Source organism: Kitasatospora sp. NPDC057518 (assembly GCF_042802075.1).
Classification (GTDB): Bacteria; Actinomycetota; Actinomycetes; order Streptomycetales; family Streptomycetaceae; genus Kitasatospora.
In genome coordinates this window covers 1-21,673 of record NZ_JBHVEU010000112.1, presented here as the reverse complement: position 1 = coordinate 21,673, position 21,673 = coordinate 1, and the positions used below count along the sequence as shown (strand labels likewise).

At 73.2% G+C, this 21,673-nt stretch carries 23 protein-coding genes and 1 pseudogene; 15 read left to right on the top strand and 9 right to left on the bottom strand.

Annotated features, from left to right (window positions below):
• Positions 1 to 28: 28 nt before the first annotated feature.
• The gene (locus ACFU7Z_RS14390) at positions 29 to 1,237 is read right to left on the bottom strand and encodes an MFS transporter (RefSeq protein ID WP_380777704.1); all 1,209 of its coding nucleotides are present in this window, start codon (positions 1,235 to 1,237) and stop codon (positions 29 to 31) included.
• Between the two features lie 466 nt (positions 1,238 to 1,703).
• Between ACFU7Z_RS14390 and ACFU7Z_RS14385 the strand changes: the two genes are divergently transcribed.
• Positions 1,704 to 1,922, top strand: coding sequence for an MbtH family protein (locus ACFU7Z_RS14385; RefSeq protein ID WP_117487098.1), 219 nt, complete (start codon positions 1,704 to 1,706; stop codon positions 1,920 to 1,922).
• Positions 1,923 to 2,026: 104 nt separating this feature from the next.
• Complete coding sequence (locus ACFU7Z_RS14380) at positions 2,027 to 3,037, top strand: ArsR family transcriptional regulator (protein WP_117487099.1); 1,011 nt, start codon at positions 2,027 to 2,029, stop codon at positions 3,035 to 3,037.
• A gap of 68 nt (positions 3,038 to 3,105) precedes the next feature.
• Here the strand turns inward: ACFU7Z_RS14380 and ACFU7Z_RS14375 are convergent, their stop codons facing one another.
• The 3 genes from ACFU7Z_RS14375 to ACFU7Z_RS14365 are packed head-to-tail and all read right to left on the bottom strand — an operon-like array spanning position 3,106 to position 6,554.
• Positions 3,106 to 3,666, bottom strand: coding sequence for a flavin reductase family protein (locus ACFU7Z_RS14375; protein ID WP_380777703.1), 561 nt, complete (start codon positions 3,664 to 3,666; stop codon positions 3,106 to 3,108).
• Positions 3,663 to 4,973, bottom strand: coding sequence for a cation:proton antiporter (locus ACFU7Z_RS14370; protein ID WP_380777702.1), 1,311 nt, complete (start codon positions 4,971 to 4,973; stop codon positions 3,663 to 3,665). Before ACFU7Z_RS14370 ends, ACFU7Z_RS14375 begins: the two co-directional genes overlap by 4 nt.
• A gap of 30 nt (positions 4,974 to 5,003) precedes the next feature.
• Positions 5,004 to 6,554, bottom strand: coding sequence for a tryptophan halogenase family protein (locus tag ACFU7Z_RS14365; protein WP_074002444.1), 1,551 nt, complete (start codon positions 6,552 to 6,554; stop codon positions 5,004 to 5,006).
• 294 nt (positions 6,555 to 6,848) lie between these two features.
• Here ACFU7Z_RS14365 and sbnB point away from each other — a divergent pair, with 294 nt between their 5' ends.
• From sbnB to ACFU7Z_RS14345, 4 genes and pseudogenes are all read left to right on the top strand, one after another.
• Positions 6,849 to 7,931 (top strand): 2,3-diaminopropionate biosynthesis protein SbnB, encoded by a 1,083-nt coding sequence (sbnB, locus tag ACFU7Z_RS14360; RefSeq protein WP_380777701.1) that lies wholly within the window; start codon positions 6,849 to 6,851, stop codon positions 7,929 to 7,931.
• A gap of 310 nt (positions 7,932 to 8,241) precedes the next feature.
• Complete coding sequence (locus tag ACFU7Z_RS14355; RefSeq protein ID WP_234348407.1) at positions 8,242 to 9,042, top strand: AfsR/SARP family transcriptional regulator; 801 nt, start codon at positions 8,242 to 8,244, stop codon at positions 9,040 to 9,042.
• A 13-nt stretch (positions 9,043 to 9,055) separates the two neighbouring features.
• Positions 9,056 to 9,439: pseudogene (locus tag ACFU7Z_RS14350) on the top strand (LysR family transcriptional regulator); the annotation flags it as partial.
• Between the two features lie 3 nt (positions 9,440 to 9,442).
• Complete coding sequence (locus ACFU7Z_RS14345) at positions 9,443 to 10,387, top strand: substrate-binding domain-containing protein (protein ID WP_234348408.1); 945 nt, start codon at positions 9,443 to 9,445, stop codon at positions 10,385 to 10,387.
• Here ACFU7Z_RS14345 and ACFU7Z_RS14340 read toward each other — a convergent pair.
• From ACFU7Z_RS14340 to ACFU7Z_RS14325, 4 genes are all read right to left on the bottom strand, one after another.
• A complete protein-coding gene (locus tag ACFU7Z_RS14340; RefSeq protein WP_380777700.1) occupies positions 10,279 to 11,637 on the bottom strand; it encodes an FtsX-like permease family protein in 1,359 nt (452 codons plus the stop codon). The two genes, ACFU7Z_RS14345 and ACFU7Z_RS14340, sit on opposite strands and share 109 nt — an antisense overlap.
• On the bottom strand, positions 11,637 to 12,464 hold the full coding sequence (locus tag ACFU7Z_RS14335; protein WP_074002441.1) for an ABC transporter ATP-binding protein: 828 nt from the start codon (positions 12,462 to 12,464) through the stop codon (positions 11,637 to 11,639). The genes ACFU7Z_RS14340 and ACFU7Z_RS14335 overlap by 1 nt, the downstream gene beginning before the upstream one ends.
• Positions 12,465 to 12,542: 78 nt before the next feature.
• Positions 12,543 to 12,782: a hypothetical protein gene (locus ACFU7Z_RS14330; protein ID WP_049652159.1), complete on the bottom strand. Its 240-nt coding sequence runs from the start codon at positions 12,780 to 12,782 to the stop codon at positions 12,543 to 12,545.
• A gap of 54 nt (positions 12,783 to 12,836) precedes the next feature.
• Complete coding sequence (locus tag ACFU7Z_RS14325) at positions 12,837 to 13,178, bottom strand: winged helix-turn-helix domain-containing protein (RefSeq protein ID WP_049652158.1); 342 nt, start codon at positions 13,176 to 13,178, stop codon at positions 12,837 to 12,839.
• 161 nt (positions 13,179 to 13,339) lie between these two features.
• On the opposite strand from ACFU7Z_RS14325, the gene ACFU7Z_RS14320 reads away from it, so the two are divergent.
• The 8 genes from ACFU7Z_RS14320 to fabG all read left to right on the top strand — a co-directional run bounded on the left by ACFU7Z_RS14320 (position 13,340) and on the right by fabG (position 19,484).
• On the top strand, positions 13,340 to 13,600 hold the full coding sequence (locus ACFU7Z_RS14320) for an acyl carrier protein (protein ID WP_049652157.1): 261 nt from the start codon (positions 13,340 to 13,342) through the stop codon (positions 13,598 to 13,600).
• 37 nt (positions 13,601 to 13,637) lie between these two features.
• Entirely contained in the window at positions 13,638 to 14,879 is a 1,242-nt protein-coding gene (locus ACFU7Z_RS14315; RefSeq protein ID WP_049652156.1) for a beta-ketoacyl synthase, read from the top strand.
• Positions 14,876 to 15,679: an alpha/beta fold hydrolase gene (locus ACFU7Z_RS14310; RefSeq protein WP_380777699.1), complete on the top strand. Its 804-nt coding sequence runs from the start codon at positions 14,876 to 14,878 to the stop codon at positions 15,677 to 15,679. The genes ACFU7Z_RS14315 and ACFU7Z_RS14310 overlap by 4 nt, the downstream gene beginning before the upstream one ends.
• Complete coding sequence (locus ACFU7Z_RS14305) at positions 15,676 to 16,641, top strand: hypothetical protein (protein ID WP_380777698.1); 966 nt, start codon at positions 15,676 to 15,678, stop codon at positions 16,639 to 16,641. The genes ACFU7Z_RS14310 and ACFU7Z_RS14305 overlap by 4 nt, the downstream gene beginning before the upstream one ends.
• Complete coding sequence (locus tag ACFU7Z_RS14300; RefSeq protein ID WP_198959343.1) at positions 16,638 to 17,759, top strand: beta-ketoacyl synthase N-terminal-like domain-containing protein; 1,122 nt, start codon at positions 16,638 to 16,640, stop codon at positions 17,757 to 17,759. Before ACFU7Z_RS14305 ends, ACFU7Z_RS14300 begins: the two co-directional genes overlap by 4 nt.
• 101 nt (positions 17,760 to 17,860) lie before the next feature.
• The gene (locus ACFU7Z_RS14295) at positions 17,861 to 18,256 is read left to right on the top strand and encodes a hypothetical protein (RefSeq protein WP_380777697.1); all 396 of its coding nucleotides are present in this window, start codon (positions 17,861 to 17,863) and stop codon (positions 18,254 to 18,256) included.
• Positions 18,253 to 18,750, top strand: coding sequence for a 3-hydroxyacyl-ACP dehydratase FabZ family protein (locus tag ACFU7Z_RS14290; RefSeq protein WP_049655093.1), 498 nt, complete (start codon positions 18,253 to 18,255; stop codon positions 18,748 to 18,750). Before ACFU7Z_RS14295 ends, ACFU7Z_RS14290 begins: the two co-directional genes overlap by 4 nt.
• Entirely contained in the window at positions 18,750 to 19,484 is a 735-nt protein-coding gene (gene fabG / locus ACFU7Z_RS14285; RefSeq protein WP_380777696.1) for a 3-oxoacyl-[acyl-carrier-protein] reductase, read from the top strand. Before ACFU7Z_RS14290 ends, fabG begins: the two co-directional genes overlap by 1 nt.
• Before the next feature lie 13 nt (positions 19,485 to 19,497).
• On the opposite strand, the gene ACFU7Z_RS14280 is transcribed toward fabG, so the two are convergent.
• Positions 19,498 to 20,751, bottom strand: coding sequence for an RNA-guided endonuclease InsQ/TnpB family protein (locus ACFU7Z_RS14280; RefSeq protein WP_380777695.1), 1,254 nt, complete (start codon positions 20,749 to 20,751; stop codon positions 19,498 to 19,500).
• A gap of 161 nt (positions 20,752 to 20,912) precedes the next feature.
• Here ACFU7Z_RS14280 and ACFU7Z_RS14275 point away from each other — a divergent pair, with 161 nt between their 5' ends.
• Positions 20,913 to 21,626: a 2-hydroxychromene-2-carboxylate isomerase gene (locus ACFU7Z_RS14275; protein WP_117487106.1), complete on the top strand. Its 714-nt coding sequence runs from the start codon at positions 20,913 to 20,915 to the stop codon at positions 21,624 to 21,626.
• Positions 21,627 to 21,673 lie beyond the last annotated feature (47 nt).

The window sequence follows — 21,673 nt, the reverse complement described above, 5'->3', positions numbered from 1 at the left end:
GTGCTGCCGCCCGCGCGGTGGCCCGGCATCAGGCGGGCAGGCGATCGGGCGGGGTGGTGGGACGGGGCCGGGCGGTGCTGAGGGCGGCCAGGGCCGGGGTGGCGGCGAGGGCGAGGCAGAGGGGCAGCGGCAGGTGGTCGGCGAGCAGGCCGGCCAGCGCGGTGCCGCCCGAACTGCCCGCGTTGAAGCACGTGTTGACCCAGGCGCCGGCGCGCGTCCGGTGGCCGGGCTCGGCGAGTTCGTCGGCGAGCAGGTAGGCGGTGGTGAGGGTCGGGGCCACGGTGAGGCCGGCCAGGGCGGCGACGGCCGCGAGGAGCGGGACCGTCGGGGCGAGGGCGGTCAGGGTCAGAGCGCCGGCGAAGGCCGCGGTGAGGACGGCGAGCCGCCGCCGGGCCGGGGCCCGCCAGTCGAGGGCGCCGAGGGCGAGGCCGCCGGTCGCGCTCCCGGCCGCCAGCGCCGCCTCCACCCAGGCGGCGTCGGCCGCCTGCCCGTGCCGCCGGGCGAAGACCACCGTCAGCAGGGCGAACGCACCGAGTCCGGCCCCGGCCCCGGCAGCCGCGGCGAGCGGCAGGCCGGTCCGGGCCGGCGGCCGCCAGGGGCGCGAACGGCCGCCGGTGGCGGCGGAGTCGGCCTCGGCGCGGTCCGGCCCGACACCGCGGACCGAGGCGGCCAGGGCGAGGGAACCGGTCAGGACGAGGGCGGCGCCCAGCACCAGTCCGAGCGCCGGGCGGGCCGTCGCCGCGATCACCCCGGCCAGCAACGGGCCGGTGACGTACAGGAGTTCCTCGGCGACGGTGTCCAGACTGTAGGCCCGGCGGCGCAGCCCGGGATCGGACAGCAGGGCGCTCCACCGCGCCCGGGTGACCGGGCCGAGGGGTGGCGCGAGCACGCCGGCCGCCACGGCGAGGGCGAGCAGGACGGGGTACGGGACGCCGGGGCGCCAGGTGGCGGCGGCCAGGCCGAGCAGCACCAGCGCGTACCCGGCCGCCATCGGCGGCAGTGTCCGGCGCGGGCCGTGGCGGTCGACCAGCCCGGCCCGGGCGGGTGAGAGCAGCACGTTGGAGGCGGCGAACAGCGCCGTCAGCCAGCCGGCCCGGGCGTACGAGCCGGTCGTGGCGGTGACGGCCAGCAGGAGCGAGAGCGGGACGACACCGTAGGAGAGGCGGCCGGTCAGGGCCGCGCTGAAGAGCCGGACCGCGCCGGGGGTGCGCAGGACCGTCGCGTAGGACGAAGACATGGAGGGGTTCCTCTGGAGCTGGCGCGCGCCGCGCGCCGGTGGACCGGGACGCCGAAGGACCGCACCACCGGGGTGCGGTCGCCGCGCGGGGCCCTAGTCACGGAAGAGGAACACGGGGCCATGGTAGGGCACGTCCGTGCGGGGGCCGTCCGTTCGGGGGCACGTCCGTGCGGGCGCCCGTCCGGGACGTCGGCCGCAACGGCTCCCCCGGCCGGGCTCCGCGCCGCCGGCCGCAACGGTGCGGAACGCCGGTATCGGAGCGGACGTTGTGTCATATTCGTTGTGACCAAGGAGAGTTCACCGCTCCTCCCGGGTTCCGGCGGGCTCGCCGGAGCCCCATCAGGGTGCGGTCAGCACCATGTCAGCGAGCCGAGGGAGCATGTGCGGAGCGGGCCCACCCGGTTGTCCCGCGTGCGCCGATGACCCGAGGGCCGCACCGCGCCCTACCCGGAATGGAGTGTGCGACATGTCGAACCCCTTTGACGACGCGGACGGGACCTTCCTGGTGCTGGTGAACGACGAGGGCCAGCACTCGCTGTGGCCCGCGTTCGCCGAGCGGCCGGACGGCTGGACGGTGGCCCTGGCCGAGGGGCCGCGCGAGGAGGCGCTGGCCTACGTCGAGGCCAACTGGACCGACATGCGCCCGCGCAGCTTGCGCGAGGCCTCCGCCGCCCGGGCCTCGTAGCGGCGACGTCCGATCCATCCGAGGAAGGGCCCGGCCTGCCCGCGTGGCGGCGGCCGGGCCACGTCGATTTCTCCCTCATCGACACGGAAACGGGGACCTTCATCGTGCAGAGGATTCACTTCACCGCAGCCGACCTCGCCAGAACCCGACTGAAGAGCACCATGGGCCCGCTCGTGGAATCGGCCTTCGCCTGCGACCTGCTGGACCGCGGCGTGAGCGCGCCGTACGCCCGGTGGCGAAAGCAGGTGAACGAGCGCCTCCCCCGGCGGCCGGTGCCCCGCCCGCGCAGCCGTCCCGAGCACGACGTGGACTCGCTGCTCCGGCAGGCGCTGCGGTACGCGGAGGCGCCCGACGCGCCGCCCGAGCCGTCCGGGCCGTTCGACGCGTCCGAGGCCGCCGAGCTGCCGCAGCGGCCCGGAGCGGGCGTGGACGCCTGCCTGCTGGAGGCCTGGCAGCTGGCCGTGGCGCCGTTCTGGCAGCACCTGCACGCCTACCTGGTGGCCGAGTGCGAGGCGCGCGGCCGGATCGTGATGGCCGGCGGGGTGGAGCTGCTGCTGTCCACCGCGCACCCCCGGATGACCTGGCGGGCGCCGGTCCTGGAGATCCCCGGCGGGCCGGACCAGGACATCCGGCTGGGCGGCCGGGGCCTGGTGCTCACCCCCTCGGTGTTCCTCAACCACCGGCCGGGCCTGGCGATAGACGCCGAGGGGCCGGACGCGCAGGTGGTGCTGGTGTTCGCGGCCCCGCCGCACGCCCGCAAGGGGGCCCAGCTGTGGCAGGAGCGGGACAGCGGCTCACGGCCGCTCGGCGCCCTGGTGGGCCAGACCCGGGCGGCCGCCCTGCGTACGCTGCGGGCGAGTTGCACGACCAGCCAGCTCGCCGACCGGCTGGGCATCTCGGCGGCCAGCGCCAGCCAGCACGCGGCGGTGCTGCGCCGGAGCGGGCTGATCACCACCCGCCGGGTGCGCAACACCGTGCTGCACTCGGTGACGCCGCTCGGGATGGCGCTGCTGGACGGCGGGCCGGTACGGCCGGCGGCGACGGGCTGCGACCGGTCCGAGCGGCCGGCCCGCGGGGCCCGGCCGCGGAGCGCCTCGCACCTGCTCGCCTCGTAGGCACAGCGGGCTGGACCCCCGGCCGCCGTCCGGTGCCGGGGGTCCTCGCCCTTCCCGCCGTTCCGGGATCAGCTCCGCGGCCAGGCCCGGAACTGGCGCAGCCCGTACAGCAGCGGCCGCGGGTGGTGGCGCCGTACGACCCGGCGGATCTCGCCGTAGACGGTGACGTGGTCGCCGACCCGCTGGGCCAGCACCACGTCGCAGTCGGCCACCGTGTGGGCGTCGCGCACCAGGTGCGGGCCGGCCGCCTCCGGGGCCTGCTCCCAAGGGAGCAGGCCGAACCGGTCCGGGTTGCCGGAGGCGAACAGTTCGGCGGTCCCCTGGGCGTCCTCGTGCAGCAGGTTGACCGCGAACAGGCCGCTGTCGGTGACCGCTTCGAGCGTGGGACTGCCGTCGCGCAGGCAGACCAGGAGGGTGGGCGGGTCGAGTGAGACGCTGCACACCGCGGAGCAGGTCATGCCCCTCGGGGCGCCGTCGGGGCCGGTGGCGGACACCACGCTCACGCCCGTGGGGAACCCGCTCATCATGGCCCGGAACTCGTCGGGGGTGGCTCCCGCCGTCCCCACGGCTCCGGACGCCCCGGAGGCCCCGGCCCGTAACCGGGCCCGGTCGCCCGCGTACTCGGTCATCTCGCACCGCTTTCTGTCTCGACGGACTCCACCGGCGCCATGGCCGTCGCGCTGATCCCCTCGGCCGCCGGGCGGCCCTCCATCCGGTCGAACAGCTCCAGCAGCGGCCCGGTGGCCGCCGTGGTGACCAGTGCCATCACCACCAGGGCCAGGACCAGCGGCGCGGGCAGCACCCCGGAGGCGAAGCCGGCCTGGAGGACGATCAGTTCGGTGAGGCCGCGGGTGTTCATCAGCGCGCCGATCCGCCGGGCGGTCCGGGGCGGCTGGCCGCCGATCCGGGCCCCGAGGTAGCCGCCGAGGCCCTTGCCGAGGAAGCCCAGCAGGACGGTGCCGGCGATCAGCACCCCGGAGGTGGCGGAGAAGGCGCCGGTGAGCACGGTGACCCCGGTGACCACGAAGAAGGCGGGGGTCAGGAACTGCCCCGACCGGGAGACCGTGGACACCACCCGGGTCCACGGGCCGCCGTCGTCGTGCGGGACCGCCAGCCCGGCCAGTGCCGCGCCGAGGATCGACGTCATGCCGAGGTGCTTCATGGCGAAGGCCACCGCGAGGGCGGCCACCGCGACCAGGACCGCCATCACCCGGGGCGAGCGGCCGCAGAGCCGGGACGCGGTCCGGGTGCCCAGCGCGTAGCGGATGGCCAGCGCGCAGACCACGCCGACGGCCAGGGCGCGCAGCGAGTGCAGCGAGCGTGCCGGGTCCCCGGCGCCCAGGCTGATCGCCAGGGAGAGCAGCAGCCAGCCGCAGGCGTCGATGACGACGGCGGAGGCCAGCGAGAGCCGGCCCGGGACGCCGTCGCTCATCCCGCGGTCGGCCAGGATGCGGGCCATCACCGGGACGGCGGTGATGGACATGGTGACCGCGACCATCAGGAGGAAGGCCGGCAGCGGGGCGCCGCCGCGGGCCGCCCGGTCGCCGGTGAGGGCGATCAGCCCGACCAGCAGGCCTCCGGTGGCCAGCGGCGGCACCAGCGCCCCGACGGTGATCCAGGTGGTGGCGCGCCGGGGCAGCCGGTCCCGGCCGCGGCGCAGTTTGTGGGCGAGGCCGACCAGGAAGAGCACCAGGGCGGCCTCGGCGACGGTCTTGACGAGGTCGAACACCGGCCCCGGCAGCACGGCGTCGAGGGCGGGCCGGCCGGCCAGGGCGATCACGGCGGGCCCGGCCAGCAGGCCCCCCGTGATCTCCCCGATCACCTCCGGCTGCCGGAGACTGCGCGCGACTCTCCTGCCCGCCACGGCGATCAGCAGCACGACGCCGAGGACGGCGGCCGCGTGCACGACGCGTGTCAGGAGCTGGAGGACGTCCATGACGAACGGGCCCCTTTCCCGGGATCGTGGTCAGCGCATCCGGGCGAAGTAGTCGTACGCCTTGGGCAGCGTCGCGACGAGCCGTTCGGTCTTCTCCCGGATCTGGGCGAACTCCCGTTCCGCGGCGGCGCCGTCGGAGAGGTCCAGGGCCGGGGAGTGCGCCACCTCGATGCCGCCCATGCCCAGCAGGACGCTCATGTAGGAGTACGGCGGCAGGCCGTGGTAGTAGGGGAAGACCGTTTCGGAGTCCGGGAGTTGGGCCTTCCAGAGTTCGAGCCGCTCGGCCAGCGAGTCGGGGATCTTCCGGGTCTTGGTGTCCCGCCAGTACTGGGTGTCGGTGCGCTTGGCGGCGACGTAGTGCAGGACCAGGAACTCCCGTACCCCGTCCATGACGTGGGCGACGGCCCGGTTGTAGAGGTCGCGCCGGACCGGGTTCCAGTCCTGCGCCGGGAAGTACTTGACCAGTTGCTCGATGGCGTGGTGGATGAAGAAGATCCCGGTGGACTCCAGCGGCTCCACGAAGCCGCTGGCGAGGCCGACGGCCACGCAGTTGCGGGACCAGGAGTTGCGGCTGCGGCCGATCCGCATCCGGATGTGGTTGGCCTCGACGTCGGCGGCGGCGGGGCCGACGAAGGCGCGCAGGGTCCGCTCGGCCTCCTCCGGCGAGAGGTAGTCCTTCGCGTAGACGTACCCGGTGCCGACCCGGCCCATCAGCGGGATCGTCCAGATCCAGCCGGCGTCCTGGGCGGTCGCGGTGGTGCAGGGCAGCACGCCGCGCTTCGCCATGTCCATCGGCACCTGGAGGGCGACGGCGCTGTCGTTGGGCAGGGTGTCCTGGTAGGAGATGAACGGCTCCTCCAGCGCCTTGTTCAGCAGCAGCCCGCGGAAGCCGGTGCAGTCGATGAAGAGGTCGCCGGTGAGCTCGCCGTGCTCGGCGGTGCGCAGTCCGCTGATCCAGCCGCGGTCGTCGAGCCGGACGTCCTGGACGTCGTCGACGATGCGCTTGACGCCTCTGTCGGTGGCGTACTGCGTCAGGTACTTGGCGAGCAGCGCGGCCTCGAACTGGTAGGCGTACGGGAACTGGGTCTTGCCCTGGTGCTCGGACATGGTGAGGCCCTGCATCTCGTCCGCGCCCTCGTCGAAGGGCTGGTCGATGAGGGCGCCGTCGAGGTGGCGGGGGCTGAGGCCGGCGTCGATGACCGAGGCCATCACGAAGCAGTCCTTGTCGAACCGGCTGGTCGGCCCCTGCTTGAGCCACCAGTCGGTGAGCGGGAAGCCGTTGACCGAGCGCATCTGCTCGAACGGGTGGTAGAAGTAGTGGCCGGGCTCGCGCCAGTCCTCGAAGCGGACGGCGAGCTTGTACGTCGCGTTGCAGGCCGGCATCCAGTCCTTCTCCTTGAGTCCGAGGAACTCGAAGAAGTGGCGGATGTCGCTGAAGGTGGCCTCGCCGACGCCCACGGTGGAGATGTTGCCGGATTCCACGAGGGTGATGTCCACCCGGTCCTCGAACGCGGCCTTCAGGTACGAAGCCGTCATCCAACCCGCTGTTCCGCCGCCTACGATCACAACCCGGTCGAGCACTGGTGACTCCTCTTCGGTGGTCCACGTGTTTCCGGCAGGGGAGGTGCCGGATACCGGCCGAGGTGGCGCCGTCGGTCGTCACCCCGCTGGTAGAAGCTGAGGGCGGCGCCACCAGAGAGTGACTCTAGGCATCCTCGTAAGGTCCGACCAGGTCATTTGGCACTGGTCGAAAGTCGCAGGTCGGGTTGACCCGTACCTGTCGGACCATTCGAACGCCTGACGGGTCATCAGCGCGGTGTCAGCGCAGGTCAGCCACACTGCTGTGGCCAGATCTCCCCCGAGACGGAGCCACTCATGACGCAGCAGAGGCAGATCCCGCAGTTCGCCGTCGTCCCCGGCGCGCAGGTGCACGGCGTGCTGTCCGGCAACGAGAAGCAGACCGTCGACCTGGTCGCGGCGACCTACCGGGTGCACGGCGAGGGGGACACGGTGAACCCGCCGTCGTACTTCCTGCGCTTCCCGGACCGGCCCACCTCGCGCATCATCGCGCTGCCGGCCTCGGTGGGCGGCGGCACGCCGGTCGACGGGATCAAGTGGATCTCCAGCTTCCCGGAGAACGTGGCCGCGGGCCTCCCCCGGGCCTCCGCGGTGCTGGTGCTCAACGACCCCGCGACCGGCTACCCGATCGCCTGCCTGGAGAGCTCGATCATCAGCGCCGCCCGCACCGCCGCCTCGGCCGCGCTGGCGGCCGACCGGCTCTCCGCCGGCCGGCCCCGGCCGCGGCGGGTCGGCTTCATCGGCACCGGGCTGATCGCCCGGCACATCCACACCTATCTGGCCCGCACCGGCTGGGAGTTCGACGAGGTCGGGGTGCACGACCTGTCCGCCGAGCACGCGGCCGGCTTCCGCTCCTACCTGGAGCGCGCGGACCCGGAGCGGGCCGACCGGGAGCAGGCCGGCGCCTCGCCCCGGATCACCGTGCACGGGAGCGCCGAGGAACTGGTCCGCACCTCGGACCTGGTGGTCCTGGCGACCGTCGCCGCGAAGCCGCACCTCACCGACCCCTCGTGGTTCTCCCACAACCCGGTGGTGCTCAACGTCTCGCTGCGCGACCTGGCGCCCGAGGTGCTGCTCGCCTCGGCCAACGTGCTGGACGACGTCGAGCACTGCCTGAAGGCGGAGACCTCCCCGCACCTGACCGAACAGCTCACCGGCAACCGGGACTTCATCGACGGCACGCTCCACGAGGTGATGGCCGGAAAGGTCCGGGTGCCGACCGACCGGCCGGTGGTGTTCTCGCCGTTCGGGCTCGGCGTGCTCGACCTCGCGGTCGGCCGGTACGTCTACGACGCGCTGGCCGCGCGGGGCGAACTCGCCGTCGTGGACGGCTTCTTCCACGAGCTGGACCGCTACGGCCGGGGCGCCGGGCAGTCGTAGCCGCACCTCCGACTTCCCATGGACAGCTCAACCCGCCACCTGTAGCATTCTTCTGACAGGTCGACAGATACGGGCCCGCCGTCACGGTGCGTCCCCGTCGGCCCGTCCCGGGTGGCGCGGCGAGGCCGCACCCCCGCCTCCGAGCCGGGCGCCGGATCGCTCCCCCGTCGATCCGGCGCCCCTCCGGGTGTCATGCACAGGGCGTGTCATACCATCCGCCCCCGGCCGCCCCGCCCGGCTGGTATCTCCCGGTCCGCACCGGCGTCGCGCAGACTCACCTGGACGGCTCGGAAAATCATGGGGTGCTGCTGTGGAAATCAAGCTTCTCGGTCCGCTGCTCCTGTCGCACGAGAACGTGCACTACACCATGGCGTCGAAGCGGACCAGCGTCGTGCTGACCCTGCTGGCGACCTCACCGGGGATCCCGGTCCCGTTCGACGAGATCGTGGACGAGTTATGGGGCGACCAGCCGATGGCCAATGCCCGCAACGCCCTCCAGGCGAATGTCGGCCGACTGCGCCGGCTGCTGGAATCCGTGACCGGCCGCAAGGGCGACGAAACCCTCCGCACCGCCAACGGCGGCTATCTCCTCGACGTCCCGACGGACGCGATCGACGCGCACCGTTTCCTGCGGCTCGCCGACGCGGGCGGCGATCTCGCCCGGCGCGACCCGGACCGCGCCATCGCGACCCTGGAGGAGGCACTCGGCCTGTGGCGCGGCGGCGCCCTGATGGACTCCTGCGACGGGCTGCGCTGCCGGATCCGGGCGGCGCACCTGGAGGAGCGCCGGATCAGCGCGTACGAGGACCTGACCGCCGCCAAGCTCGCCGTGGACTCGGCCCGGGTCCCGGTGTCCGAACTGCGGCAGCTCGCCGTCGAGCACTCCGAACGGGAGCGCCTGAGCGAGCTGTTGATGCTCGCGCTCTACCGCGACGGCCGGCAGGCCGAGGCGCTGGAGGTCTTCCACAGCACCCGCCGCCGGCTCGCCGACGACCTGGGACTGGAGCCCGGCCGCGCGCTGCACCACGCCTACCAGGCGATCCTCCGGCAGGCCGACCTGCTCGGCGAGCCGCGGCGGGTGCTCGACTTCGCCGGACCCGTACCGGCCTGATCCCGCTCGGCATGTGCCCGTTCCGGAAAATCCCGGAATACCGGTTTCCGATCACCGGCCGCGCCGCGCATTCCCCCCTCCCGACCCCCGTCCCGTTCCGGCCCGTTCACGCCGCTTCCGACTGTGGACGGTCAAGGATCACTCTGTTAGCGTGGCGACCGCCTTGGATTTTTCCTGGTGGCTACGCGAGGAAGTCGGAATCGCGGACGGGGGCCCAGTGGACGTTGAGTTGAGGCATGCCAAGATCGTTACCACCATCGACCGGCTGGGCAGCATTTCCAGAGCCGCCGCCCAATTGAGCCTTCCCCAATCGAGCCTCACCGCACAATTGAAGCGGATCGAAAGAGCCGTGGGCGGCGAGCTGTTCGTACGGACCAGAACCGGAACCATTCCGACCGCCTTGGGGGAAAGGCTCATCCCGATTCTGGCCGAACTCGTCCAGCACGCGGACCGGGTGATCGCCGAGGCGGCCGCGCACTTCTCGGAGGTGTTCCGGTTCGGCAACGCCGAGTGGACGCCGCCGTCGCTGCGCAGCGCGCTCAAGTCCGCGCTGCCGGTCAAGGAGGTGCAGACCGAGACGCTCAGCCCCGACGCCGCCATCGCGCAGGTGTCCCGCGGCGCCCTGCACGCCGCGATGGTGCCCGGGGTCGCGCTGGCCGCCTCGGCCGAGGCGGACGAACCCGCCCTGGCCAGTACGGTGATCGTGCGGGAGCCCGTCTGGGTGGCGCTCCCGCACGACCACCACCTGGTCGGCCAGGAGGCGGTGAGCCCGGCGCAGCTCGCCTCGCTGCGGTGGGTCCGCTACACCCGCGACCACTGGTTCCACCCGATCGAGAAGCAGCTGTTCGCCGCCGTCGGCCGGGCCGACCTGGAGGTGCTGCACTACGTCGACGGCCACCACGAGGCGATGAACTGGGTCCGGGACGTCCGGGCCGCCGCGCTGACGCCGCCCACCGGCGTCACCCGCGAGGTGCGGCTCGTCCCGGTCTCCGTCGCCGAGGGCACCGACATGCTGCTGGTGTGGCGCAGCGACTCGGTGACCGACGACATCCAGCGCAGACTGCTCACCACGCTCCGGCGCTACTACTGCGAGTACGCCCGCACGATCCCCGGGTACTGGTCGTGGGTCATCCGACACCCGGACCAGTTCGCCGAGTTGGAGTCCTTCCTGCCGCCCCGGGTGCAGTGGGGCGGGGCCGGCCGGGCGGGCCCGGAGTGGTCCGGGCCCGGGGCCGGTCACAGGGTGGCGAGCGCCTCGGCCGGCGGCGTCCGCAGGGCGGCGCCGGTGGCCGAGACACTGGCGAGGGCGGTCAGCGCCCCGACGAACCCGACGATCGAGAGGTAGATCCAGACCGGTCCGCGGGGCAGCCAGGAGCCGTCCAGCGCCATCCGGAAGGGGGCGAGCGTGGCCGCGGCGACGAAGGTGCCCAGCACCGTGCCGACGATGGTGACGAGCAGCGACTCGATGCCGGTCATCGCCAGGATCTGGCCGGGGGTGGCGCCGACCAGCCGTTGCAGGGCGAACTCCCGGCGGCGCTCGGCGGCGGCCACCACCAGGGTGTTGACCAGGGAGATCACCGCGTACGCGATGATGCTGCCGGCCAGCAGGTAGTCCACCCAGGCGCCGACCCCGTCGCCGCCCTGGCCGGCGGAGAGCGTGGTCTGGAGGTAGATCAGCGCGGTGGACAGCCCGGTGGCCAGCATCACCGGGCTGACCGCGCCCGCGATCCGGATCCGGCGGGCCCGGGCGTTGTCCATCGCCAGGTCCCCGGTCAGGCCGAACAGCGCGCGCAGCGGGCGGTGGAACACCCCGGTGAGCACCTTGGTCAGCCCGGGGCCGAGCAGGGCGATCCCGCCCGCCCAGAGCATCGCCGAGGGGCCGGCCGTACTGGCGGCGACCTCACCGTTCATCACGGTGCCGGTGACCACCGCCAGCGCGGTGCCGCCGGCCAGGCAGAGCACCGCGAAGGCCAGCCGCGGGCCGCTCAGCCAGTGGTGCTGGAGGCGGGACTCGGCGAGCGCGTCGGCGGGCCGGGAGAGCGCCGCCCGCCGGGAGGCGATGAAGGCCGCGGTCAGCGCGGCGAGCATCGAGGTGCCGCCCGCGGTGACCATCGGGATCCAGCCGGCGTGGTAGGTGATCCCCTTCGTGACCACGCCGCTGGCCGCGATCTGCTCCAGCATCCACCCGCCCGCGAGGTAGCCCGGGACGAGGGCGAGGGCGACGGCGACGAGCGCGACGACCAGGGTCTCCACCACGATCATCCGGCGGAGCTGGCCGGGCAGGGTGCCGATCGCGCGCAGCAGCGCCATCTCGCCGAGGCGCTGCTGGACCACCAGGGCCAGCGTGGAGCCGACGATGAAGACGGTGACCATCGCGGCGATCCCGCCGAACACCGCGGACATCGAGATCAGCCGGCTGGCCGCCTGCTGGGTGCCCGGCGGGACGGCCGCGAACGGGGGCACCCGGTGGCGGATGCCGGTCTCCATCAGGCCGCCGCAGGCGGTGAGGATCACCGCGCCGAAGAACAGCGCGACGGTGGAGGCGATGAAGCTCGTCCTGCGGAACCGCAGGGTCTGCAGGGCCAGGGCGAACATCAGCGGGCCGCCTCTCCGCCGCGGGCGACGGGGGTGCCATGGGCGCCGGACGTCACCGGGGTGTCCGGGCCGTCGCCCCAGGCGCCGAGCCGGGTCATCCGCTCGGCGATGGTGTCGGCCGAGGCGCCGCTCAGCTCGTCGACGATCCGCCCGTCGGCCAGGAACAGCACCCGGTCGGCGTAGGAGGCGGCGACCGGGTCGTGGGTGACCATGACGGCGGTCTGCCCGTCGTTGTGGACGGCCTGGCGCAGCAGCCGCAGGATCTCCACCGCGGTGCGGGTGTCCAGCGCGCCGGTCGGCTCGTCGCCGAAGAGCACCGCGGGCCGGGTGATCAGGGCCCGGGCGATGGCGACCCGCTGCTGCTGGCCGCCGGACAGCTCGCCGGGCCGGTGGTTGCTGCGCGAGCCGAGGCCGACCTGCTCCAGCACCCGCTCGACGCTCTCCCGGCCGGGTCGGCGCCCGGCCAGCCGCAGCGGCAGGGCCACGTTGTCGGCCACGCTCAGCGCGGGCAGCAGGTTGAAGGCCTGGAAGATGAAGCCGATCCGGTCCCGGCGGAGCCTGGTGAGCTCCTTCTCGCTGAGCCCGGCGAGTTCCATGCCGTCCAGCGAGACCGAGCCGGAGTCCGGCCGGTCCAGCCCGGCGGCGCACTGCAGCAGCGTGGTCTTGCCGGAGCCGGACGGGCCCATCACCGCGGTGAAGGTGCTGCGGCCGAAGCCCACCGACACGTCGTCGAGGGCGACGACCCGGTTGCGCTCGTTGCCGTAGCCACGGCAGACGTTCCTCAGTCGCACGGCATCGTCGATGCCGTGCACGGTGGCGGTGGTCATGGCGACTCCGTGGGTGACCAGGACGGATGGGACGGGATGGCGCCGGACGGCGCGGATGGAACGGGTGGGACGGGTGGTTCAGAGTTCGTCGACGCTTCGCAGCAGGTCCTCGACCGATGCCAACCTGGCGGTCAGCGCCCGTAGTTCACCCCGGAGCGCCTTCTGTCCGGTCAGCGTCTCCTCGGCCAGCTGCCGGTAGGCGGCCATCGCGGCGGCGTCCGCGCGGTGCCGCTGGAGGGTGAAGTACGAGACGATGCTGACGCTGATCCCGCCGATGACGATCAGTGTGATGACGATGGCGATCACGCCGCCGCTCATGAGGGTCCCTTCTGTTCCTTCGGGCGTCGCGCCTTCCTCCGGGCGGCGCCTGGTTCAGGCGTCGCTGCCTTCGGGCGTCGCGTTGCGCCCGTCGACCTGCGCCCGGTCCTCCCGGAGGGCGGCGATGACGGTGTCGACCGTGACGCGGATGTCGAACGGAGTGAGTTCGAAGAACTTCATGGCCTTGCCGTCATCGGAGAGCTCCAGCGCGCCGGCGACCAGGCCGGCGTGTTCGAGCCGCTCCAGGTGCATGTAGAGCAGCGGCCTGGACATGCCCAGCCGCCGGGCCAGCTCACTGACGTGGACCCGGCCCTGCGCCAGTTCGCCGATGATCCGCAGGCGCTGGGTGTGCCCGACGGCGGCGAGCAGGGCCAGTAGTTCCGCGCTTGTCGGCACCCCCACCCTCTTCCTCCTACCTGAAAGTTGAGACTGACAGGTGTTGGCGAGCACTGTCAAGCCGATCAACGACCGTCAGTTGCACGTCAGTTGTCCGTCAGCGCGGGCGAGAAGAATTCAGATCATCATCTGTCGCACCCACCCCCTCACCGGGAGGCGAAATGCCCAGCACCGCGGTCGTCACCACCGAACAGCGCGCCCAGATCAAGGAGATCGTCTGCGACATCCTCGAACTGGAGGCCGACGAGGTCACCGACACCAGCCGGTTCAAGGAGGACCACAACGCCGACTCGCTGGGCGCCATCGAGATCCTCTCCTCGCTGGAGCGGACCTTCTCGATCGAGATCGACCAGGCCGAGCTGATCCGGATGGTCAACCTGGACGGTGTCGTCGCCGTCGTCCAGGAGAGCCTGTCCAAGTAGCCCGCCGCAGCGCCGAGTCGACAGAACGGAGTCAGCAATGGTGGGCAGCGGAGACCGGGAACCGCGCCGGGTCGTCATCACCGGGCTGGGCGCGGTCACCAGCATCGGCACCGGGGCGGCCGAGTTCCTCGGCGGGCTCCGCAGCGGCCGCAGCGGCGTCAAGCCGATCACGTCCTTCGACACCACGGGCTACGCCCACGCGAACGGCTGCGAGATCGACGACTTCGACCCGGCCCAGTGGATCGAGCACGGGGATCCCGAAGAGCTGGGCCGGGCCAGCCAGTTCTCCGTCGCGGCGGCGAGGATGGCGGTGGCCGACGCGGGCCTCGCCCTGGAGGAGCTCCGCGCCAGGCGCGTCCTGGTCTCGGTCGGCACCACCGACGGCGAGTCGCGCGACCTCGACGCCCTGACGGAGCACCAACTCCACCACGGCCCCGAAGGGTTGCCCGCCGTGGTGGCCCGCCGTTCGGCGGCCGGCCTGCTGTCCAGCAGCGTGGTGCGCGAACTGGAGCTCACCGACGTGGAGGCCGTCACCATCGCGACCGCCTGCGCCGCGGGCAACTACGCCATCGGCTCCGGCTTCGACGCGATCCGCTCGGGCGAGGCGGACGTCGCCCTGTCCGGCGGCGCCGACGCGGTCTGCCGCAAGACCTTCACCGGCTTCTACCGGCTCGGCACCATCGCGCCGGAGCTGAGCCAGCCCTTCGACGTCGACCGCAAGGGCATCCTCACCGGCGAGGGCGCCGGCATCCTGCTGATGGAGAGCCTGGAGTCGGCACTGGCCCGCGGCGCGGGGATCTACGCCGAGGTGCTCGGGTACGGGCTCAACTGCGACGCCCACCACCCGGTCGCGCCGGACCGCGACAGCCTCGCCGCCTGCATCGAACTGGCCCACCGCAACGCCGGGGTGAAGCCGGAGGACATCGACTTCATCTCCGCGCACGGTACCGGCACCAAGGCCAACGACGTGACGGAGGCGGGCGCGATCCGGCAGGTGTTCGCCACCCCGCCGCCGACCGTCTCCATCAAGTCCATGCTCGGCCACACCATGGGCGCGGCCAGCGCCCTCGCCTCCGCCGCCTGCGCGCTGGCGATCAAGGAGGGCTTCATCCCCCCGACGATCAACCACCGGCAGACCGACCCGGAGTGCGGCCTGGACCCCGTCCCCAACCGGGCCCGCCCCGCCGAGGTGCGCATCGTGCAGAACAACGCGCTGGCCTTCGCCGGCAACAACGCGGTGCTCATCCTCGGCGCGTACCGAGCGCACCCGGACGCATGAGCGCGCCCACCCCCCGGCTGCGCAGGGCCGCCGAGGGCCCCGACCCGGTCCGGGTGCTGCTGCTGCACGGCCTGGGCGGCAAACCCTCGGTGTGGAGCCCGCTGGTCCGGCGGGCCGGGGCCGCCTTCGAGCTGTGGGACGTCGAACTGCCGTGGCGCGCCCAGTCCGAGGGCGACGGCTGGGGCGCCCGGCCCGACCCCGGCCGGTTCCTGGTCGAGCTGCTGGACGAGCGCTTCGACGCCGTCGTGGCCCACTCGTACGCGGCGAACCTGGTCGTCGAGGCGGCCGCGGCCGGCCGCACCGCGCCCCGGCCGACCGTGCTGATCAGCCCCTTCTACCGGCCCAGCCCCAAGGACTTCGACTGGTCGGTGATCTCGTACTACCTCAACGACTTCCACCGCGTCTTCGAGGAGGCGCTGGAGGTCGGCGAGACCGCGCGGTTCGCCCGGTCCCACCGCGACTGGATGGCGCGCCAACTGCGCGACCAGGTCGGGCCGTACGGCTGGATGCGGTTCTTCGAGGCCTACCTGCGCTCCCCCACGCTCGACCTCGGCGCCGTCGGCTCGCCGCTGCTCGTGCTGTCCGGGCAGCGGGACACCGCCGCCCGGCCCGAGGACGGCCGGGCCCTCGCGGCCCGGGTGCCCGGGGCGCGGTACGAACTGCTGCCGGGCTGTCGGCACTTCCCGATGGTCGAGCGGCCCGACCTGGTCACCCGGCTGGTGTGCGAGTTCCTGCGCGCCGCCGTGCCCGGGGCGCCGCACGCCGACGCCACCACCCTCTCACCCCAGGAGTTGCCATGACCAGCAGTGCCCCCGCCGCCGACCCGACCACGCGGGTGCAGCTGCGCCCCCGCTACGAGGGCTCGAACATCTGCACCTGGATCGGCTTCAAGCACGTCAACTACCTGGTCGAGGAGGCGGTCTACGACCACGCCCGGCAGCACGGGTTCCCGCCCGGGGAGCTCTTCGAGCGGTACGGCCTGGGCGTCGACCTCACCGATCTCGACACCAAGATCCTCACCGCGCTGCACATCGACGACGTGGTGACGGCCACCGTGCGCCGGCTGCCCGCCCAGGACGACGGCGGGCTGCGCCTGGGCGTGGAGCTGACCGTGGAGCGCTCCGGCGAGACCGTGAAGGCCGTCGCCGCCAAGGCCACCGTCCACCTCCGCTCCGACCCGCGCGGCCACGCCGTCGCCGAACCGCCCGCCGAGCTCGTCGGACTCACCGTCGACCGGCTGGGCGCGGGCGCGGCGCCCGTCCCGCTGGAGCCCGGCACCGACCCGCTCGAGCAGCTGACGGCGGGCCGCAACGCCTTCGGCTGGGCGTGGCGGATGCCGTACTTCTACTGCCACTTCACCGAGCGGGTCCAGATGTCCGGGTACCTGCGGCAGATGGAGGAGGTCGTCGACCTCTTCCTGGCGGACCGCGGCGTCTCCATCAAGACCCTGCTGGACGAGCAGGACTGGATCCCGGTCGTCCCGCACTCCCGGATCACCCTCCTCGACGAGGCGCTGATGGAGGAGACGCTCTACACCGTCTACACCGTCGAGAGCGTCTTCAAGCGGCTGACCTACACCGCGCGGATGGACGCCTACGTGCTGCGCGACGGCGTCCTGGTGCCGACCGCCACCGGCCGGATCACCCACGGCTGGGCGGTGATCGAGAACCGCCGCGACTGGAGCCTGGTCGACTTCGACGACCGGCTGACCGACGCCCTGACCGGCAAGGCGGGCAAGGCCCTCGGCCGGGGCCGGGCATGACGGCGACCGACAGCCGGGCCCGGGCCCGGCCGGCCGGCCCGGACCGGGCGGTGCCCGAGCCGGTGTTCTCCGCCTGGTCGGCGGTCTCGCCCTTCGGGGTCGGCGCGCAGGCCTTCGGCGCGGGGCTGCGCGCGGGCGCCGGCGCCGTCGCCGCACTGGACCGCACCGCGTACCCCGGCCCCTACGAACAGGCCGCCCTGGTACCGGACTTCAGCGCCGCCGCAGCCCTCGGCCGCAAGGGCACCAGGACCATGGACCGGGTCACCGCGCTCGCCGTGCACACCTTCGGCACCCTGCTCGACGGCTGCGGGCCCGGCCTGCTGGACCGCCCCGAACGGGTCGGCCTGGTCCTGGGCACCGGCTCGGGCAGCGTGCAGAGCATCATGGACTTCACCAAGGACTCGCTCACCGGCGACCGCCCCTACCTGGTCGACCCGGCCAGGTTCCCGAACACCGTGATGAACCGGGCCGCGGGCCAGTGCGCGATCTGGCACGGCATCAAGGGGCCCAACAGCACCATCGCGGGCGGCTGGTCGGCCGGCCTGCTCGCCCTCGGCTACGCCGCCCGGCTGTACCGCGGCGGGCACTGCGACCGGGTGCTCTGCGGCGCCGCCGAGGAGTACTCGGTCCAGCGCGCCTGGCTGGAGTGGCACAGCGCGGGCGAGGACGGCCGGACCCCGCTCGGCGAGGGCGGCGTCGCCTGGCTGCTGGAGTCCGCCGAGCAGGCGCGCGCGGCACACCGCCCGGTCCTGGCACGGCTGCTCGGCACCCGCTTCCGCGCCTACCACCGGCCCGAACAGGCCGCCGGGGCACTGACCGACTGCGTGCGCGCGGCGCTCGCCGAGGCCGGCGCGGACGGCCGGGACGTACGCCTGGCGGCCCCGCTCGGCGGACCGGACGAGGAGGCGGCGGTGCGCGCGGCCCTGCCCGCCGGGGCGGAGCCGCAGTGGCTCCGCTGCCGGCCGCTGCTCGGCGACGCCTCGGCGGCCGCGACCGGCCTCCAGCTGGCGGCGGTGCTGGCCGCGGCCGGCGAGGGACGGCTGCCCGAGGGCGGGCTGGCACTGGTGACCTGCGTCGACCGGGACGGCACGGTCGGCTGCGCGCTCCTGGGCGGCTGACCGCGGCGGCCCGGACACGGCGGGGCCCGGTCGGCAGGCCCGGCCCCGGCGGGGCCCGGTCGGCAGGCCCGGACAGCCCCGACACAGAGGAGGGACAGACCATGATGCTCACAGCGTTGACCGTGGCGGAGCCGGACGGCCGCCCGGAAACCCCCGGCGCGGCCGGCGAACCGGTGGCGCGGCACGTCCGGGGCACCGTCGTGCTGACCGCGGCCGAACCGTTCCTGCGCGGGCACTACCCCGGCCTGCCGGTGGTCCCCGGCTTCGGCCTGGTGCAGTACGTCCACGAGCTGGCGGCCGCGGCCGCCGTCCCCGGCCCCGGCCGGGCCGAGCTCACCCGGGCGCGCTTCCTGAGCCCGGTGCGGCCCGGCGACGAGATCGCCGTCGACGCCCGGATCCAGCGCGACCACGACGGGGCCCGGGTCTGCGCCCAGGTCCACGCCGACGACCGACTCGCCGCCGAGATCACCCTGTTCTACCCCCGGGAGGCCCTGTGAAGGACATCGCCGCCATCACCTCGGTCGTCCCGCACCGCCACCCCGCGCTGCTGGTCGACCGGATCGCCGAGATCGAACCGGGCCGCCGGCTCGTCGCGTACAAGGCGGTCACCCTCGCCGAGCCCGCCTACCGGGACGTGCCCGAGGACGCCGCCAACGAGGAGTACGACTACCCGCTCGGCCAGCTGCTGGAGTCCTGGGCGCAGTGCGCGGTGCTGCTGTCCTGTTGGGAGCGGCCGAACGCCAACGTGCTGGACGGGCAGGTCGTGCTGCTGGCCCGGACCCGGGACGTCCGGGTGCTCGGCCCGGTCCGCCCCGGCTCGGTCGTGGTGCACGAGGTCACCATGGTCCGCGCCCTCGGCGACTCCTTCATCACCTCCGGCCGCAGCACCGTGGACGGCCACCCGGTGCTGGAGGTCGGCCAGTTGACGCTGGCGCTGCGCCCGGCGGAACTCCTCCGGGCCCCTGGAAGCACGACCGACGGGAGGTCCTGATGTCCGCACGACGGGTCGCCCTGGTGACCGGAGGGTCCCGGGGCATCGGACGCAGCGTGGTGGCCCGGCTCGCCGCCGACGGCTACGACGTGGCGTTCTGCTACCAGTCCCGGGAGGAGGCCGCGGCGGAGACCGCGAAGGAGGCCGAGGCGGCCGGCGCCCGGGTGCTGGCCCAGCGGGTCGACGTGGCCGACCGCGCCCAGGCCGAGGCCTTCGTCAAGGCCGCCGAGCAGGAGCTGGGGCCGCTCCACGCGGTCGTCTCCTCGGCCGGCATCGTCCGGGACAACCCGCTGGTGCTGCTCACCGAGCAGGCCTGGCAGGACGTCATGCGGGTCAACCTGGACGGCACGTACCACGTCTGCCGGGCGGCGGTGTTCGCGATGATGAAGCGCCGCGCCGGCGCCCTGGTGACGATGTCCTCGGTGGCCGGCGTGTACGGCAACGCCACCCAGACCAACTACTCGGCGTCCAAGGCCGGGATCATCGGGTTCTCCAAGGCGCTGGCCAAGGAGGTCGCGCCGCGCGGCATCCGGGTCAACTCCGTGGCGCCCGGCTTCATCGAGACCGACATGACCTCCGCCCTCGCCGAGGGCGCCGACCTCACCGGACGCATCCCGCTGGGCCGCCTCGGCCGCCCCGAGGAGGTCGCCGACCTGGTCTCCTTCCTGCTCTCCGACCGCGCCTCGTACATCACCGGGCAGGTCTTCGGCGTCGACGGCGGGCTCGTGCTTTGACATCCTCCCCACCCTAATGAATGGGGATTCCTCCCACGCCTGCGGCACGGTTGCCCGTGGGTCGCAAGTCGCCGAGGTGGGTTCCCCGTTCGACGGGCCGTGCCCGGCGTGGGATTGCCACGCCGGGACCGACCGGCCCTCCAGGGGCGTTTAGCCTGTCCGCCTGCCCGGCGGCCAGGATGTTCCGAGCAGCGTTGAGGTCACGACCATGCAGCACACCGCACGCACCACAGGCCCACTCCCGTACCACCAGGGGCTTGGGACCGTCGCGGTGTCCGCACCGCGAGCAGAGCTGGGACGACGGGAACATGCGGTGCACGATGCCGACGGTACGCCCGTACCGGGCCGCCTTCTCTTCGAGCAGGCGCCGGAAGGCGGCCCATCCGGCGTCGTGAACGGACTTGGCCAGACGGCCCCGTGCGAGGCCGCGCACATTCAGGTCCTCCAGGTATACCGCTTGGTTCTCGCGGATGATCCTGGTGGTCTGCTTGTGCAGCCAGTCCCGGCGGGTGTCGGCCACCTTGGCATGCGCCCTGGCGACCTTCACCCGGGCCCTCTCCCGGTTCTTGCTGCCCTTGGCCTTACGGGACAACTCCCGTTGCGCGACCTTGAGCCTCTTCTCCGCCTTGCGCAGGAAGCGCGGGTTGTCGATCACGCCGCCGTCGGAGAGGACGGCGTAGGTGGTCAGGCCGAGGTCGATGCCGACCTCGGCCTGAACCTCGGGCAAGGGTTCTGGCTCCACGTCCACCACGAACGAGGCGTGGTAGCGGCCGGCCGGATCGAGCACGATCGTCACCGACGACGGGTCGGCCGGAAGGTTCCGGGACCACTTCACCCGCACGTCGCCGATCTTCGCCAGGTTCAGCTTCCCGTTCCCCCGGATGCGGAACCCGTTGCGGGTGAACCGCAGCGACTGCCGATTGTCCTTGCGGGACTTGAACCGGGGAAGCCCCACAGGGCAGCCGGCACGCTTGCCCGAGACGGAGTCGAAGAAGTTCTGGTAAGCCGCATCCAGGTCCCTCAGCGATTGGATCAACGGGTCCACCCCGACCGAAGCAAGCCAAGCGCGCTCCGGTGTCCCCTTCGCCGCCGTGATGACCTGCTTCTGCAGGTCGGAGCTCCTAGGGTACGGAAAGCCGCTCTTGCGGGCGTCCTTCCGTGCCGCCAAGGCGTCGTTGTACACAACCCGCGCACACCCGAACGTACGGGCCAGAGCCTCGCGCTGACCAACCGTCGGATAGATGCGATAGGAGTACCGAAGATGCACACGATCAACCTATCGAGGACCACTGACAACGACCTCCGCCCGAACCCGCGCAGCTCGCTCCGTCGTATCGCGGCTCCAAACCAAGGAGTGTCCCCCACTCCCTGGGCGGATGGACCCCTGTCTCCCCGGCTCGAAAGCCGGGGCCTTGTGGGAGACCCGAGGTGAGCGGGTCCGGCAGGGCTCCGCGGTTCTACTTCTCGCTGCGCAGCCCGTACTCCTGGCTCGCCTACCGCGAGCTGCTGGAGCGGCACCCGGACGTCGCCGGGGCGGTGGAGTGGCGGCCCTTCTTCGAGCCGGACGGCACCAGCGAGCGGCTGCTGGCCGAGCTGGGCGGCTCGTTCCCGTACACCGCGATGTCCCGCGCCAAGCACCTGTACGTCCTCCAGGACGTGCGGCGCCTCACCGCCGCGCGGGGGATCGCGTTCCGCTGGCCGGTGGACCGCGACCCGGTGTGGGAGGTCCCCCACCTGGCCTATCTGCGGGCCCTGCGCGGGGGTCTCGGCCCGCAGTTCGTCGCGGCCGCCTACCGGGCCCGCTGGGAGCAGGGCCGGGACATCTGCGACCGGACCGTCATCGCCGGGATCGGGGCCGAACTGGGCCTCGACCCGGCGGAGTTGGCGGGTGCGAGCGACGACCCGGAGCTGCGCCGGCAGGGGGCCCTGCTGCTCAAGGACATCTGCGACGACGGGGTGTTCGGCGTCCCGTTCTTCGTCCAGGGCTTCAACCGCTTCTGGGGGCTGGACCGGCTGCCGGACTTCGTCGCCCACCTGCGGGCCCGGGCCGGCGGCGACGGGGCGCTGCCGCCGCCGGCCGCCCCGGCGGTCGGGCTCGGCGCCCGGGCCGTCGACGACGGCCACGCGGGCGGCTGCGGCTGACCGGCCCGCACGCGTACGGCACGGCCCCGGCGGAGGAACACCGGGGC